Genomic DNA, 14,613 nt, shown 5'->3' on the forward strand with positions numbered 1-14,613 from the left:
CAGGCAGCGATCAATCCGCTGCATCGGCAATCCGGTGTCAAGTATGGTGAACGCCCTAGCATACATGACCCCTGTCCACCGAGGGAAACCCTGATTGCACCGCCTGCGGCGCTGCGGGCCGTTGGTCGCGGCGTCCGGCTGCTTTTGCGAGTAACGCTAAGCTCATTTGTGGGGGAAGATACTTTATCTTCAATGAGGTGAACGGATGGGAGAGTCACAGCTGCAAGCAACAAAACCGGAGCTTTACGAACGGCTGATCGATCGTCTGGGGCTCGCCCTGGATATCGCCAGAGCCTCCGTTCGGTTACGCGATGAAGTGCCTGCTGAATTGGAGTTGCGTGGCCTTAGCCGCGCTGAATTCGATGTGATAAAGGCCTATCTGGACTCCCTTCCAGAGGGCAGGCATGGATGCGCTGGTGCACGGCTATCAGCGGAGCCGCCACCTTCGGCCAGGGTTGTCTGGCTCAAGGACAAGGCACGCTCCACCACCACGGCAAAATCCAGGACGCGGCAACTCAAGTAGCCGCTCGGATTCCTAGGCGCAATGTGGAGTGCGCCCCCTTCGGAAAACAAGATGATCGGCATCTGACTATTGTTGCCAGGTGCCGATCCTCTTAGGCTGCGCACCTCCATGGAGGTGACCTGTGCCTATTCGTTATTTCATCAAGCAAATGATCCTGCCGCCCGGCGTGCTGTTCCTGCTGTTGATCGCGGCCTGGTGGCTGCGTCGTTCCTGGCCGCGCCTGTCTGCCCTGTGTTTTGTCCTGGGGCTGGGGGGGTTGTGGGCGATGAGCCTGCCGATTGTCGTCGAGCATTCGGCGCGCGTGCTGGAAACCGAGCCGGCCTTGAGTCATGAGCAATGGGCGCATCTGGCCAAGCAGGCTGATGCCATTGTTGTACTTGGGGCTGGGCGCGAGCGCGGCGACCCGGCCTGGGACTTCGTTGACCAACCCACGGGTGTGGCCATGGAACGCCTGCGGTATGCCGCGCAGTTGGCCAAGGCCTCGGGCCTGCCGCTGTTGATCAGCGGTGGTTTGCACTATGGCACCCCGCCCAGCGAGGCACAGCTGATGGCCGATGCACTGCAGCGTGATCTGGGCGTGAGTGTGCGCTGGAAGGAGGAACGCAGCCGGACCACCTGGGAGAATGCCCAGATGAGTGCGCAGATCCTGTTGCCTCAGGGTATCAAGCGTGTGGTCGTGGTGACCCAGGCCTGGCATATGCAGCGCTCGCGCTGGAGCTTCGAGCAGGCGGGTTTTGCCGTGGTGCCGGCGCCGGTCGGCTTTCTCGGCCGTGAGCATGCCCGGCCGTTCGGCGGCTGGCTGCCGGAAAACAAGTCAATCTGGCAGAGCGGCCAACTGCTCAATGAGGCAGTCGGCCTGCTCGGTTACCGGCTGTTCTACTAAACGGTCTTGGCGATCCGGCTGGCCAGCAGGGCCCAGCCCAGCAGCAGCGTGCAGAGAATCAGCAGTGGCCAGGAGCGCCATTGCAGGTAAGGCGTGAGCTGCTGCATCGGCACCACTTCACCGTAGAGGATGCCGCGCTCGAACTGCGGAATCTGCGTGGTGATGCGTCCGAATGGATCGATCAGCCCGGTGACGCCATTGTTGGTGGCGCGAATCATCCAGCGACCGGCCTCTAGCGCGCGCATCTGAGCCATCTGCAAGTGTTGCAGGGGGCCGATCGAGGTGCCGAACCAGGTGTCGTTGCTGATGGTCAGGAGGATGTCGCTACGGGCTGCCAGGCTCGCAGCGAACTCCGGGTAGACCACTTCGTAGCAGATGTAGGGCGCGATCTGATAGCCCTTGGCCTGCAGCAGCGGCTGATCCGCAGGGCCGCGGGCAAAGTCCGACATCGGTAGGTCGAAGAAGGCGATGAGGCCGCGAAGCATGTCTTGCAAGGGCACGTATTCGCCAAAGGGCACCAGCTTCTGTTTGAGGTAGGTGCCGTCGCCTTCACCGGTCACGGTAATGCCGTTGTAGTAGCGACGTTGCTGGTGCACGACTTCGCGTACCGGAATCCCCGTGATCAGTGCCGAATGACGGTCGGCGGCGAAACTGCCCATCATGTCCAGGTAGCCCTGGGATTGATCCTTGAGGACCGGTACCGCGGTCTCCGGCCAGACCAGCAGATCGACCGGCTTGGAGCTGAAACTCATGTCCCGGTACAGGGCTAACTGAGCGTTGACGTGTTCGGGGTTCCACTTCAGCTCCTGCTCGACGTTACCCTGCAGGGCGGCAACCGTCAGGGGCTTGCCGGCAGGCTCGGTCCAGGCGTGGTTCTTCAGGGCCAGGCCCACGGCCCAGGGCGCCAGCAACAGTACGATGGCCACTGCCAGGAAGGACTTGCGTTCCCGCAGGCGAGGCAGGTTGCACAGCAGGGCGGCACACAAGGCCAGGCAGAAGGAGATCAGCCACATGCCACCGACCGGCGCCAGGCCGGACAAGGGACCGTCAAGCTGGCTGTAGCCGGAATAGAGCCAGGGGAAACCGGTAAGGAACCAGCCGCGGAAGGCTTCCTGGCCGACCCACAAGGCGGCGAAGCACAGGGCGTCGGCCAGGGGCGCCTCGTTGCGTCGCAACCAGCGCGCCCAGAGCCAGGCGGGCAGGGCAAAGAACCAGGCGATTGCGGCAAAGAATGCCAGCAGCAGGGTCGTGGCCAGCAGCGGCGTGGCGCCGCCGTAGGTGTTGATGCTGACGTAGATCCAGCTGGTGCCGGCGGCGTACAGACCGAAGCCGAAGCACCAGCCACGGCCGAGGGCCTGGCGTGGGCTCAGCTCGCGCAGGCCGAGGTAGAACAGGCCGGCCGCCAGCAACGCCAGTGGCCAGATGTCGAACGGCGCCAGGGCCAGGGTGGTGATTGCACCGGCCGCCACGGCCAGCAGGTTACCGGGCCAGCCGGGGCGGGTGATCCAGCGCATGGTTGTCCTTAACGGGTGATAGGGGTCAGTCGCAGCAAGTGAATCCGGCGGCTATCGGCATTGAGAATGCGGAAGCGGTACGGGCCGATTTCGGTGGTCTCGTTACGCTTGGGCAGATGGCCAAAGGCACTCATGACCAGGCCGCCAACCGTGTCGAACTCGTCGTCAGAGAACTGGCTGTCGAAGAACTCGTTGAAGTTCTCGATCGGGGTCAGGGCCTTGATCAGGAAGTCGCCGCTGGGCAACGGCTTGATGTAGCTGTCTTCCTCGACGTCGTGTTCGTCTTCGATGTCGCCGACGATCTGTTCAAGCACGTCTTCGATGGTCACCAGGCCAGCCACACCGCCGTATTCGTCGATGACGATGGCCATGTGGTTGTGGTTGGCGCGAAACTCACGCAGCAGCACGTTCAGGCGCTTGGACTCGGGCACGAAGGTGGCCGGGCGCAGCAGGTCCTTGATGTTGAAACTGTCGCCGTTCTCCCTGAGGATCAGCGGCAGCAGGTCCTTGGCCAGTAAAACGCCAAGGACATCGTCATGGCTTTCGCCGACCACCGGGTAGCGCGAGTGCGCAGCGTCGATCACCGCTGGCAGGAACTCGCGCGGTGACTGCGTGGCCTTGATGCTGATCATCTGCGAGCGCGGGACCATGATGTCGCGCACTTGCAGGTCGGCGACCTGGATGGCGCCTTCGACGATGGTCAGTGCCTCGCTGTCGAGCAGCTTGTTCTGGTGGGCTTCGCGCAGCAGCTCAAGCAGCTCCTGGCGGTTTTTCGGCTCATGGGCAAAAGCCTGGGTCAGTTTGCCTAACCAGGACTTTTGCCCGTTGCTCGATCGATCTTCGCTCATGGCGGTTACTCGTGATCCTTGCAGATATCAGTGTGGGGTGCGTCGTGTTCGTCGTCGGCGTAAGGGTCCGGATGACCCAGTTCCGCCAGCAAATCTCGTTCCAGTGTTTCCATTTCCTCGGCCTCATCGTCCTCGATGTGGTCGTAGCCCAGCAGGTGCAGGCAGCCGTGGATCACCAGGTGCGCCCAGTGGGCTTCCAGAGACTTGCCCTGTTCGGCGGCTTCGCGCTCGACCACAGCGATGCAGATCACCAGGTCGCCGAGCAGCGGAATATCGAGCAGTTCGTCAGGCACGTCGGCGGGGAAGGACAGGACGTTAGTGGCGTAGTCCTTGTGCCGCCAGGTGTGATTGAGCTCACGGCCTTCGGCTTCGTCCACCAGGCGGATGGTCATTTCCGAGTCGGCCGTGCGCTGGCGCAGGGCCAGCTTGCACCATTGGCGGAACTGTTCTTCAGTCGGGTGTGGCGCATCACTTGCCAGTTGCAGATCGAGCTCAAGCATCGCGTTTGCTGCCTTCGCTGATGTCATTTTGATGGCTCTCAAAGCGCTCGTAAGCTTCGACGATACGTTGCACCAATGGGTGGCGAACTACGTCTTTGGGCTGGAAGTGGGTGAAACTGATGCCCGGCACGCCCTTGAGCACTTCGATCACCTGAGTCAGGCCTGACTTGGTGCCACGCGGCAGGTCGACCTGGGTGATGTCACCGGTGATCACTGCGGTGGAGCCGAAACCGATACGGGTCAGGAACATTTTCATCTGCTCGACCGTGGTGTTCTGGCTCTCATCGAGGATGATGAAGCTGTTGTTCAAAGTACGGCCACGCATGTAGGCCAGTGGGGCGATCTCGATCACCTGGCGCTCGATCAACTTGGCCACGTGTTCGAAACCGAGCATCTCGTACAGCGCGTCGTACAGCGGACGCAGGTACGGGTCGATCTTCTGAGCCAGGTCGCCAGGCAGGAAACCGAGCTTCTCACCGGCCTCGACTGCGGGGCGCACCAGCAGGATGCGACGCACCTGTTCACGCTCTAACGCATCGACCGCACAGGCCACGGCCAGGTAGGTCTTGCCGGTACCGGCCGGGCCGATGCCGAAGTTGATGTCGTTGCCGAGGATTTCCTTCACATAGCGCTGCTGGTTCAAGCCGCGTGGCCGAATCATGCCCTTGCGCGTGCGCAGGGAAACACTGACTTCGTTGACGGCGGGGTTCTCCAGCTCTTGCACCGCAGATTCCTGCAGGAACAGGTGAACCATTTCCGGCGACAGCTCGGTGGCCTTGGTCTCGCGATAGAGACGGCGCAGCAGATGCTCGGCAGAGGAGGTGTGCTTGGGTTCGCCGATCAATTCGAACTGATTGCCGCGATTGCGGATTTCGATGGCCAGGCGCTGTTCGATCAAGCGCAAATGCTCGTCGAACTGCCCGCACAGATTGGCGAAACGGTGGGCCTCGAAGGGCTCGAGGATGAAGCGATGAGGTTCTATGGGTGCGTTCAAGGTCGTTTTTCAGCCGCCCGACGGCAATGGAGATGGACTCAAGGATAACCCTAGCCGCTGCAGGGCGAAAGCGCTGAAACGATCAAGGGTCGCCAGGCCAGTATTGCGGCCTGGCAGGACGGGTCAATGCGCCAGCGAGCCGAACAGCGAATGCGGGCGGGCGTCGTCGATATGGATGTCGACGAACTGGCCGATCAGCTTCGGATTGTCGCAGCGGAAGTTGACAATACGGTTATTCTCGGTGCGCCCCTGCAGTTGGCCGGGGTCGCGGCGCGAGTAATCGGTGACCAGGATGCGCTGGACGGTCCCGACCATTTGTCGGCTGATCTCGAATCCTTGGGTGTCGAGGCGATGTTGCAGAACCTTGAGCCGCTCCTTTTTCACTTCTTCCGGGGTGTCGTCGGGCAGGTCGGAAGCCGGGGTGCCTGGACGCTGGCTGTAGACGAAGGAGTAGGAAAAGTCGAAACCGACATCGGCCACCAGCTTCATGGTCTGCTCGAAGTCTTTCTCGGTTTCGCCCGGAAAGCCAATGATGAAATCCGAGCTGATGCAGATCCCTGGCACGGCAGCCTTGAGTTTGCGCAGTTTGGACTTGTATTCGAGGACGGTGTGGTTGCGCTTCATCGCCGCCAGGACGCGGTCGGAGCCCGATTGCACTGGCAGGTGCAGGTGCTTGACCAGCTCGGGTACCTCGGCATGGGCCTGGATCAGACTGTCAGAAAATTCCAGTGGGTGCGAGGTGGTGTAGCGGATGCGGTCGATGCCATCAATGGCGGCCACCACGCGGATCAGTTCGGCCAGGTCTGCCAGGCGGCCGTCGTGGGTCTGGCCGCGATAGCCGTTGACGTTCTGCCCCAGCAGGGTGATCTCGCGCACGCCGTTCTCGGCCAGGTGGATGACCTCGGCCAGCACATCGTCGAATGGCCGGCTGACTTCTTCACCACGGGTGTAGGGCACCACGCAGAAGGTGCAGTATTTGCTGCAGCCTTCCATGACCGAGACATAGGCGGTCGGCCCGTCGATGCGAGGCTCGGGCAGGTGGTCGAATTTTTCGATTTCCGGGAACGACACATCTACCTGGGGCAGGCGCGTGGTGCGTGCGGCATCGATCATTTCCGGCAGGCGATGCAGGGTCTGCGGGCCGAATACCACGTCGACATAAGGCGCGCGCTTGCGGATCGACTCGCCTTCCTGGCTGGCCACGCAACCGCCGACGGCGATGACCATGTCCGGCTTCTGGTCCTTCAATTCGCGCCAGCGGCCCAACTGGGAGTAGACCCGGTCCTGGGCGCGCTCGCGGATCGAGCAGGTATTGAGCAGGATCACGTCGGCGTCTTCGGCCCGTGCCGTGACCTCCAGGGCTTGATGTTCACCCAGCAGGTCGACCATGCGCGAGCTGTCGTACTCGTTCATCTGGCAACCGTGGGTTTCGATATAAAGCTTCTTGGCCATGGGCGATCATCAGGTAATTCGAAGAACCGCATATTATAAGGGGCTGGGGCGGCGGATCCTAGCGTTGTCGGTCCTGGGCCTATGTTATAGTTTGCGCTTTCTTTACAACCTGTGACTGTCCCCGCCGAAATGACCAAACGCGAAGCTCCGATCTACAAAGTGATCTTTCTCAACCAGGGCCAGGTATTCGAGATGTATGCCAAGCAGATCTACCAGAGTGATCTGTGGGGCTTCCTTGAAATTGAGGAGTTTGTCTTCGGCGAGCGCACCCAGGTGGTGGTCGATCCGAGCGAAGAAAAGCTCAAGGCTCAATTCGAAGGCGTGGTGCGCAGCTTTGTGCCGATGCACTCGATTGTGCGCATTGATGAGGTCGAGCGCTTGGGAACGCCAAAAATCAGTGAGGCCCGCGGCGTCAGCAACGTGATGCCGTTTCCGATGCCGATGCCGGAAAAATAAGCCCAGGCTTCAGGGGAGTGGCGAGAAGGGCGTGCGCCCTTCGGCGGTCTGCAGTTCCAGCAGGTACTTGCGAAAGATCTGTCCCAGTACCTGGGTCGCTACTTCCAGGTCCTCGCGGGGCATTTGTTCCGAGACTTCGTCGGCCAGGTCCAGGGCCTCTTCGGCACCATTGACTGCCGCCATTTTCAGCACGATGTACGCCTGTATATTGTTGGCCGCAACCCCTTCGCCCTTGAAGAACATGGTTCCCAGCCGGTACTGGGCTTGGGCATGGCCTTGCAGCGAGGCTTGCTCGAAGTAGCTCAGGGCTTGCTTGAGGTCGCGTGGCGTGTTGGTGCCCTCGTAGTAGAACTCACCCAGCTCGTATTGCGCTTGTGCATCGCCATCCTGTGCCGCCTGCTGGCATGTGGCCAAGGCTTGGGGCAGGTCTTCCGGCTGGGAATTGAGGGTGCAGCGGCCCGTTGCTGGAATCAGCAACGGGTTGCCGCCTGCTGAGGCCAGCAGGGGCTGAAGAAGCAACAGGCAGCCCAGGGCGAGGGCGCGGCCGGTGCGGTTCATGGGGATCGACTTACCTCTGCAAAGCTGCGGCCAAAGTGTCTGGTGGCACATTATGGGATAAGCAGCGCCTACCTTACAAAGTCTTTACTCGATTTTCTGCGTATCGCGGGGCAAGCTCGCTCCAGTGGGAGCGGGCTTGCCCCGCGATACGCAGAAAATCAGAGCTTGGCGAACGCCCGCTCGGCGGCATCCAGGGTGATCTTCAGCTCGGTTTCGCCGTGGGCGATCGAGGTGAAACCGGCCTCAAAGGCGCTTGGCGCCAGGTACACGCCGCCTTCGAGCATCAGGTGGAAGAAGCGCTTGAAGCGCTCGGCATCGCTGGCCATCACATCATCGAAGGTGACGATATCGTCAGCGCCGCTGAAGTACAGGCCGAACATGCCCCCGGCCTGGGTGGTGACGAACGGCACACCAGCGGCATCGGCACGCTGCTGCAGGCCGTCAAGCAGGCGGCTGGTGTAGGCGCTGAGCTCGTCGTGGAAGCCCGGACGGCTGATCAGTTTCAGGGTGGTCAGGCCAGCGGCCATGGCCAGCGGGTTACCCGACAGGGTGCCGGCCTGGTAAACCGGGCCCAGCGGTGCAATCTGCTCCATGATCTTGCGTTTGCCGCCGAAGCAGCCCACGGGCATACCGCCACCGACAATCTTGCCGAAGGTCGACAGGTCCGGGGTCACGCGGTAATGCGCCTGCGCGCCACCCAGGGCAACACGGAAGCCAGTCATCACTTCATCGAAAATCAGTACCATGCCGTGCTTGTCGCACAGCGAGCGCAGGCCTTCGAGGAAGCCCGGTGCCGGTGGCACGCAGTTCATGTTGCCGGCCACGGGCTCGACGATGATGCAGGCCACTTCCTGGCCAACTTCAGCGAGCATCTCGGCGACTGCGTCGATGTCGTTGAACGGCAGGGTCAGGGTGTGTTTGGCAAAGGCCGCAGGCACGCCGGCGGAGCTTGGCACGCCCTGGGTCAGCAGGCCGGAACCGGCCTTGACCAGCAGGCTGTCGGAGTGGCCGTGGTAGCAGCCTTCGAATTTGATGATGCTGTCACGGCCGGTGAAACCACGGGCCAGGCGAATAGCGCTCATGGTTGCTTCGGTGCCGGAGCTGACCATGCGTACCATTTCCATCGACGGCACGATCGAGCAGACCAGGTCGGCCATCTCGGTTTCCATGGCGGTCGGAGCACCGTAGGACAAGCCGTGTTCCAGCTGCTTGCGCACCGAGTCAAGTACGTCCGGGTGGCTATGGCCGAGGATCATCGGGCCCCAGGAGCCGACGTAGTCGACGTAGCGCTTGTCGTCTTCGTCGGTGACGTAGGCACCTTCGGCATGCTTGAAGAACAGCGGTGTGCCGCCAACGCTCTTGAACGCCCGCACCGGCGAGTTGACGCCTCCGGGGATGTGTTTCTGGGCGTTGGCAAACAGGGTTTCGGAACGAGACATGATGGGCTCTCTCAATCAGGCAGATGCGAACAGGGCGTTGAAGGCGCGGGCACGGCGGGTGACTTCTTGCCTGCTGTCGGCGCCGAACAGGCCATGAATCACCGCCAGCAGGTCGGCACCGTGGGCGACCAGCGGGGCGGCGTTGTCCAGGGTGATGCCGCCGATCACGCAGATCGGCAATTTGAGCCGGGCACGGGCTTGCTCCAGCAAGGCTGTGTTGGCCGCGGGTGCGCCCGGCTTGGTCACGGAATTGAAGAAGCGGCCGAAGGCGACGTAGCTGGCGCCTTCGCGGGCGGCCTGCTCGGCCAGCTCCAGCTGCGCGTGGCAGGTCGAGCCGATGATCGCCTCGCGCCCGAGCAGGGTGCGGGCCGGGGTCAGCGGGCCATCGGTCTGGCCCAGGTGCACGCCGACGCTCAGGCGCGCCGCCAGTTCGGCGTCATCGTTGATGATCAGTTGAGTCTTGTAACGCGCGCAAAGGTCGGCCAAAGCTTCGGCTTCGCGCAGGCGACGGGACTCGTCCTGGCTCTTGTCTCGGTATTGCAGCAGGGTCACGCCGCCTTCGAGGGCCGCTTCGACGTAGGGCAAAAACTTGCCGGCCAGCAACTGACGGTCAGTGATGGCATACAGGCCGCGTAACTTCATGGTGTAGACCTCAAGCGAAGATCAGGAGCAGAAATCCAGTGGCAGACGACGCGGCACGTATTGGCCTTTGCCCAATTGTTCGGCATCGCGCAGGGTTCGCCAGGTGTAGTCCAGGGCTGAGCGTACGGCGCTTTGCAGTTGCTCGCCCAAGGCCAGGCGCCCGGCCAGTGCGCTGGCCAGGGTGCAGCCCGAACCGTGGTAGCTGCCAGGCAGGCGTTGGCAGGTCCAGGTATGACGCTGACCATCGCGGCTGTACAGGCGGTTGTGGATTTCGTGCTCGTCACCATGACCACCGGTGATCAGCAGGTGTCTGACGAAGGGCAGCAGCTTTTCTGCACATTCGTCCGCCGTGCCATCAGGTAGTTCGGCGAGGATGCGGGCCTCGGGCAGGTTTGGTGTGGCGATGATGGCCAGTGGCAACAGTCGTTCGCGCATGGCGTAGCCGACTTCATCCTTGCCTAGGCGGCCACCGCCGCCAGCGCGCAGTACCGGGTCGCAGACCAACGGCAGGTGCGGATGAGCACTGAGCAGTTCGACGACGGTGTCGACCATGTCCAGCGAGCCGAGCATGCCCAGCTTGACCGCCGCTACCGTCGAATCGGCAAGGACGGCGTTGGCCTGGGCCAATACCCACTCGCGGTCGAGCACGCGAAAGTCACTGACATTGACGGTATCCTGCACGGTCAGGGCGGTCACGGCGGGAGCGGCGTGGCAACCTTGGGCGATCAGGGCTTCGATATCTGCCTGCAAGCCGGCGCCGCCACTGGGGTCGTGGCCGGAGAGACAGAGGACAACGGGGCGGGAGCTGTAGGTATTCATGGTGCGCGAGCTTACCACCAAACGCTTTTGCCGGGTCTGCCCCTGTGCCAGGCTTTTTTTGATCTAGTGGTCAGAAAATAAATTTTCATGTCGCTGAAAGTGCTGTTCTAGAGCCTTTTGTTCAAAATCATCAGTAGCCTCTGGCGGCCTTGAAAAGCTATGCTAGAGTGCTCGACTATACCGATAACGGTTACTGCCGGATCGCGTCGCCTCAAACGGACAGGAGGCCTCCGCGACACGACCGGGACAGACCATGCTGGGGCTGTATGCGCTATTTGCTGATTGTTGTGCTGGGCTGGTTGCCATTGCTGGCCACAGCGGTCGATTTCGACGACTCAACGCGCAGCCTGCCCTTGGGGCGGGTGATGCAGGTGTTCGAAGACCGCGATGGCAATACCAGCATCGCGCAGGTGAGTGCCCCTTCGTTCAGTGAGCATTTCCGTGCGCATCAAGCCGATGTGTTGAATGCCGGTTACTCGACCTCAGTGTTCTGGATCAGGCTCGACCTGCGCTACACCGCGTTGCCTGCGGCCGCGCCGCGCAGCTGGTTGCTGGAACTGGCCTATCCGCCGCTGGACCATCTGGAGCTGTACCTGGCCGACAGCACCGGCACTTTTCGCCTGGCTCAGCGCACCGGTGACGCACTGCCTTATGCCAGTCGCCAGATTGAACAGAACAACTACCTGTTTGCATTGCCCTTCAGCCCCGGGCAGACCACCACCGCCTACTTGCGCTTGCACAGCCAGGGTTCGGTCCAGGCGCCGCTGACCTTGTGGTCCACCGAGGCCTACCTGCAAGCGCAGCCAACCCGCCTTTATGTGCTCGGCCTGATCTACGGCGTGCTGCTGGGGATGCTGGTCTACAACCTGTTCATCTACCTCAGCGTACGCGACACCAGTTACCTCTATTACATCCTCTATATTGCTTCGTTCGGCCTCTACCAGGTGTCGGTCAACGGTGCTGGAGTGGAGTACTTCTGGCCAGACAACCCCTGGTGGGCGAATGCCGCCACGCCACTGTTCATCGGTGCGTCGGGATTGTTCGGTTGCCAGTTCGCCCGTAGCTTCCTGCAGATGGCCCAGCACAACCGCGCTTTCGATGGCCTGCTCAAGGTGTTGATGGCCAGTGGCGGGTTGGTCATGCTGCTGGCGCTGGTCAGCAGCTACGGCATCGCCCTGCGCCTGGCCACGGCCCTGGCGTTGTTGTTCACCGTGAGCATCTTCGCTGCCGGGGTGTATGCCTGGTGGCGCGGCCTGCGGGTGGCGCGCTACTTCATCATCGCCTGGACGGCATTCCTGCTCGGTGGCTTGGCCAACACCCTGATGGTGCTGGGCTACCTGCCCAATGTTTTCCTGACCATGTATGCCAGCCAGATCGGTTCGGCCCTGGAGGTCTGCCTGCTGTCGCTGGCCCTGGCCGACCGCATCAACAGCATGCGCGACCAGCAGGCCCAGGCCCTGCGTGAAACTGGCCGGGCCCTGGAAATGCTCAACCAGCAATTGGCCAACAGTAACCGCTTGAAGGATGAGTTCCTGGCCACGGTGACCCACGAACTGCGCACGCCGATGAATGGGGTGATCGGTTCGCTGGAACTGATGCAGACAGTGCCCATGGGCCGCGAGCTGGCCCAGTACCAGCACACGGCCAGTTCCGCTGCCCAGGACATGATGGGCATGGTCGACGATATCCTGATCCTCACCGAACTGCAGGCCGGCCGCCTGAGTGCGCAAAACGCGCCGTTCGGCCTGCGCAGTCTGTTGCAGGAGTTGCGCGGCAAGTACGTAGCGGCGGCGCTGGGCAAGGGGCTGTACCTGAATCTGGACACGCCGGCCGATTTGCCCGAGTTGCTGGTTGGCGACCGGCATAAACTGGCCCTATGCATCAGCTATCTGATCGACAACGGGATCAAGTTCACCCATCAGGGTGGGGTCACGCTGCAGGTTCGTGGGCGCTTGCAAGGGCCGGACGTGCTTGGCCTGTCCATCAGTGTCAGCGATAGCGGCATCGGTTTCGACCGCCTGGCCGAGCCAGGTCTTTATCAGCACTTCTTCCAGGTTGATGGCTCGATGACTCGCCAATACGGTGGCCTGGGCATTGGTCTGGCGATTTGCCGGCAATTGGCCGAGCTGATCGGCGCCCGCTTGCAGCATGAGTCCAACCCTGGGCTGGGCAGTCGCTTCGAACTGGGGCTGAGCCTTGCCTTGAGCCAACCACAGGCACTGGCCAGGCAAGGGCTAAATCGCGGCTAGTTAGGCATTTTTGTCACTTTGACCGGGGGGCGGGGCGTGATTCACTGAAATTATCAGTCACGTCCAGATCCAGGAGCCCCTGATGAACCTGCACCAGTACGCTGAAACCCATGAGGTCACCAACCAGCCGCCAGCGCTGGACGGGGCCAATCTGTATCGTATCGACCTGCCTCTGCAGCAATGGTCGCGGCACTACGGGGCAGGCTGGGCGCAGGCGCGTATCGATGCGTATGGGGCGCTGGCTGGCGGGCCGTTGATGGCAGCAGGGTTTCTGGCCAACCAGCACAAACCGCAATTCAGCAGCCATGACCGCTATGGGCACCGTATCGACCTGGTGGAGTTTCATCCGGCCTACCACGAGCTGATGCGCACGGCCATCGAGCACGGCTTGCCGTCGCTGCCCTGGACCGACCCGCGCGAAGGTGCGCATGTCGCGCGGGCCTCGATGACCTATCTGCACAGCCAGGCTGAAGCCGGCAGCGGATGCCCGCTGACCATGACGTTCGCCGCGGTGCCGGCGCTCAAGTTGCAGCCGGAACTGGCCGAATACTGGCTGCCCAAGGTCCTGGCCACCGAGTACGACCCGCGCAACGTAGGTGACCGGCACAAGGTCGGGGTAACCCTGGGCATGGCCATGACCGAAAAACAGGGCGGCACCGATGTCCGTGCCAATACCACCCGCGCTTATCCCGTGGGGGCTGCGGGGCCGGGCCAGGCCTACGAGCTGGTCGGGCACAAATGGTTCTGTTCGGCGCCGATGTGCGATGCTTTCCTGACCCTGGCCCAGACTGACAAGGGCCTGAGTTGTTTCCTGCTGCCGCGTCATCGCCCGGATGACAGTCGCAACCAGTTCTATATTCAGCGCCTGAAGAACAAGCTCGGCAATTGCTCCAACGCTTCCAGCGAAGTGGAGTTCCGGGGCGCCCTGGCCTGGATGATTGGCGAAGAAGGCCGCGGCGTGCCGACCATCATTGAAATGGTTGCCATGACCCGTTTCGACTGTATGGTCGGTTCCAGCGCCTTGATGCGCCAGGCCCTGACCCAGGCGGCTCACCATTGCGCCCATCGTCAGGTGGGCGGACGCCTGTTGGCCGAGCAACCGTTGATGCAGAACGTCCTGGCCGACCTGGCCCTGGAAAGTGAAGCGGCGCTGGCCCTGAGTCTGCGCATGGGGTATGCCCTGGATCAGGCGGATGACCCGCAGCAAGCGCGGTTTTCGCGCCTGGTCACTGCCGTGGGCAAGTACTGGATCTGCAAGCGTGCGCCAGCGATGATCAACGAAGCCGCCGAGTGCATGGGTGGCGCCGGCTATGTCGAAGACAGCATCCTGCCGCGCTTGTATCGCGAAGCGCCGGTCAACTCGACCTGGGAGGGTTCGGGCAATGTTCAGTGCCTGGATGTGTTGCGTGCGCTGTCCAAAGAGCCTGGTGTACTGGACGCCCTGTTCGATGAGCTTGGCGACGGTCATGGTGACCCGCGTCTGGCCGCGCACATCGGCAACCTCAAGGCAGCCTTTGCCGATACCGGCGATAGCCAGTATCGCGCTCGCCAGCTCACCGAGGACATCGCCCTGGGCTTGCAAGCCAAACTGTTGCTTGAAGCGGGCAATGCCACGGTCAGCGATGCCTTTATCGGCAGCCGCCTGGGTGGCAGTGGCCGTGTCTATGGTGTGCTGCCACGGGGCATTGATGTTGGCGAACTGGTGGCACGCTCGACGCCGAACTGGCCGCTCTAAC

Annotated in this window: 14 protein-coding genes; 5 read left to right on the plus strand and 9 right to left on the minus strand. The window is 62.1% G+C overall.

Annotated elements, in window-relative coordinates; all coding sequences use genetic code 11:
• Window positions 1–205 precede the first annotated feature (205 nt).
• The gene (locus tag ACRESH_RS11070; RefSeq protein WP_431742029.1) at window positions 206–523 is read left to right on the plus strand and encodes a hypothetical protein; all 318 of its coding nucleotides are present in this window, start codon (window positions 206–208) and stop codon (window positions 521–523) included.
• A gap of 121 nt (window positions 524–644) precedes the next feature.
• The gene (locus ACRESH_RS11075; RefSeq protein WP_431742030.1) at window positions 645–1,406 is read left to right on the plus strand and encodes a YdcF family protein; all 762 of its coding nucleotides are present in this window, start codon (window positions 645–647) and stop codon (window positions 1,404–1,406) included.
• On the opposite strand, the gene lnt is transcribed toward ACRESH_RS11075, so the two are convergent.
• From lnt to miaB, 5 genes are all read right to left on the minus strand, one after another.
• Window positions 1,403–2,920, minus strand: coding sequence for an apolipoprotein N-acyltransferase (gene lnt, locus ACRESH_RS11080; protein ID WP_431742031.1), 1,518 nt, complete (start codon window positions 2,918–2,920; stop codon window positions 1,403–1,405). The two genes, ACRESH_RS11075 and lnt, sit on opposite strands and share 4 nt — an antisense overlap.
• A gap of 8 nt (window positions 2,921–2,928) precedes the next feature.
• Window positions 2,929–3,768 (minus strand): HlyC/CorC family transporter, encoded by an 840-nt coding sequence (locus ACRESH_RS11085; RefSeq protein WP_431742032.1) that lies wholly within the window; start codon window positions 3,766–3,768, stop codon window positions 2,929–2,931.
• 5 nt (window positions 3,769–3,773) lie between these two features.
• Window positions 3,774–4,268, minus strand: coding sequence for an rRNA maturation RNase YbeY (ybeY, locus tag ACRESH_RS11090; RefSeq protein ID WP_431742033.1), 495 nt, complete (start codon window positions 4,266–4,268; stop codon window positions 3,774–3,776).
• A complete protein-coding gene (locus ACRESH_RS11095) occupies window positions 4,261–5,262 on the minus strand; it encodes a PhoH family protein (protein WP_431742034.1) in 1,002 nt (333 codons plus the stop codon). The genes ybeY and ACRESH_RS11095 overlap by 8 nt, the downstream gene beginning before the upstream one ends.
• Before the next feature lie 123 nt (window positions 5,263–5,385).
• Window positions 5,386–6,714: a tRNA (N6-isopentenyl adenosine(37)-C2)-methylthiotransferase MiaB gene (gene miaB / locus ACRESH_RS11100; protein ID WP_431742035.1), complete on the minus strand. Its 1,329-nt coding sequence runs from the start codon at window positions 6,712–6,714 to the stop codon at window positions 5,386–5,388.
• Between the two features lie 129 nt (window positions 6,715–6,843).
• Here miaB and ACRESH_RS11105 point away from each other — a divergent pair, with 129 nt between their 5' ends.
• Window positions 6,844–7,170, plus strand: a complete 327-nt coding sequence (locus ACRESH_RS11105) for a DUF1820 family protein (protein WP_038606593.1) — start codon at window positions 6,844–6,846, stop codon at window positions 7,168–7,170.
• Window positions 7,171–7,179: 9 nt separating this feature from the next.
• Here ACRESH_RS11105 and ACRESH_RS11110 read toward each other — a convergent pair whose 3' ends face one another.
• The 4 genes from ACRESH_RS11110 to ACRESH_RS11125 form a co-directional block, all read right to left on the minus strand.
• Window positions 7,180–7,728: a tetratricopeptide repeat protein gene (locus tag ACRESH_RS11110; RefSeq protein WP_431742036.1), complete on the minus strand. Its 549-nt coding sequence runs from the start codon at window positions 7,726–7,728 to the stop codon at window positions 7,180–7,182.
• A 158-nt stretch (window positions 7,729–7,886) separates the two neighbouring features.
• Window positions 7,887–9,167 (minus strand): glutamate-1-semialdehyde 2,1-aminomutase, encoded by a 1,281-nt coding sequence (gene hemL / locus ACRESH_RS11115; RefSeq protein ID WP_431742037.1) that lies wholly within the window; start codon window positions 9,165–9,167, stop codon window positions 7,887–7,889.
• Between the two features lie 15 nt (window positions 9,168–9,182).
• Complete coding sequence (thiE, locus tag ACRESH_RS11120; RefSeq protein WP_431742038.1) at window positions 9,183–9,809, minus strand: thiamine phosphate synthase; 627 nt, start codon at window positions 9,807–9,809, stop codon at window positions 9,183–9,185.
• Between the two features lie 21 nt (window positions 9,810–9,830).
• Window positions 9,831–10,628 carry a hydroxymethylpyrimidine/phosphomethylpyrimidine kinase gene (locus ACRESH_RS11125; protein WP_431742039.1) on the minus strand — a complete coding sequence of 266 codons (798 nt, stop codon included), beginning with the start codon at window positions 10,626–10,628 and terminating at the stop codon, window positions 9,831–9,833.
• Between the two features lie 266 nt (window positions 10,629–10,894).
• Here ACRESH_RS11125 and ACRESH_RS11130 point away from each other — a divergent pair, with 266 nt between their 5' ends.
• Window positions 10,895–12,877, plus strand: coding sequence for a sensor histidine kinase (locus ACRESH_RS11130; protein ID WP_431742040.1), 1,983 nt, complete (start codon window positions 10,895–10,897; stop codon window positions 12,875–12,877).
• 82 nt (window positions 12,878–12,959) lie between these two features.
• Complete coding sequence (locus ACRESH_RS11135) at window positions 12,960–14,612, plus strand: acyl-CoA dehydrogenase family protein (protein ID WP_431742041.1); 1,653 nt, start codon at window positions 12,960–12,962, stop codon at window positions 14,610–14,612.
• Window position 14,613: the final 1 nt, after the last annotated feature.

It is taken from the genome of Pseudomonas sp., assembly GCF_050739775.1.
Classification (GTDB): domain Bacteria; phylum Pseudomonadota; class Gammaproteobacteria; order Pseudomonadales; family Pseudomonadaceae; genus Aquipseudomonas.

Coding starts and splice junctions, on each gene's coding strand:
- ACRESH_RS11070 (WP_431742029.1), top strand. CDS start 206: ATGGGAGAGTCACAGCTGCAAGCAACAAAACCGGAGCTTTACGAACGG.
- lnt (WP_431742031.1), bottom strand. CDS start 2,920: ATGCGCTGGATCACCCGCCCCGGCTGGCCCGGTAACCTGCTGGCCGTG.
- ACRESH_RS11085 (WP_431742032.1), bottom strand. CDS start 3,768: ATGAGCGAAGATCGATCGAGCAACGGGCAAAAGTCCTGGTTAGGCAAA.
- ybeY (WP_431742033.1), bottom strand. CDS start 4,268: ATGCTTGAGCTCGATCTGCAACTGGCAAGTGATGCGCCACACCCGACT.
- miaB (WP_431742035.1), bottom strand. CDS start 6,714: ATGGCCAAGAAGCTTTATATCGAAACCCACGGTTGCCAGATGAACGAG.
- ACRESH_RS11105 (WP_038606593.1), top strand. CDS start 6,844: ATGACCAAACGCGAAGCTCCGATCTACAAAGTGATCTTTCTCAACCAG.
- ACRESH_RS11110 (WP_431742036.1), bottom strand. CDS start 7,728: ATGAACCGCACCGGCCGCGCCCTCGCCCTGGGCTGCCTGTTGCTTCTT.
- hemL (WP_431742037.1), bottom strand. CDS start 9,167: ATGTCTCGTTCCGAAACCCTGTTTGCCAACGCCCAGAAACACATCCCC.
- thiE (WP_431742038.1), bottom strand. CDS start 9,809: ATGAAGTTACGCGGCCTGTATGCCATCACTGACCGTCAGTTGCTGGCC.
- ACRESH_RS11125 (WP_431742039.1), bottom strand. CDS start 10,628: ATGAATACCTACAGCTCCCGCCCCGTTGTCCTCTGTCTCTCCGGCCAC.
- ACRESH_RS11130 (WP_431742040.1), top strand. CDS start 10,895: ATGCGCTATTTGCTGATTGTTGTGCTGGGCTGGTTGCCATTGCTGGCC.
- ACRESH_RS11135 (WP_431742041.1), top strand. CDS start 12,960: ATGAACCTGCACCAGTACGCTGAAACCCATGAGGTCACCAACCAGCCG.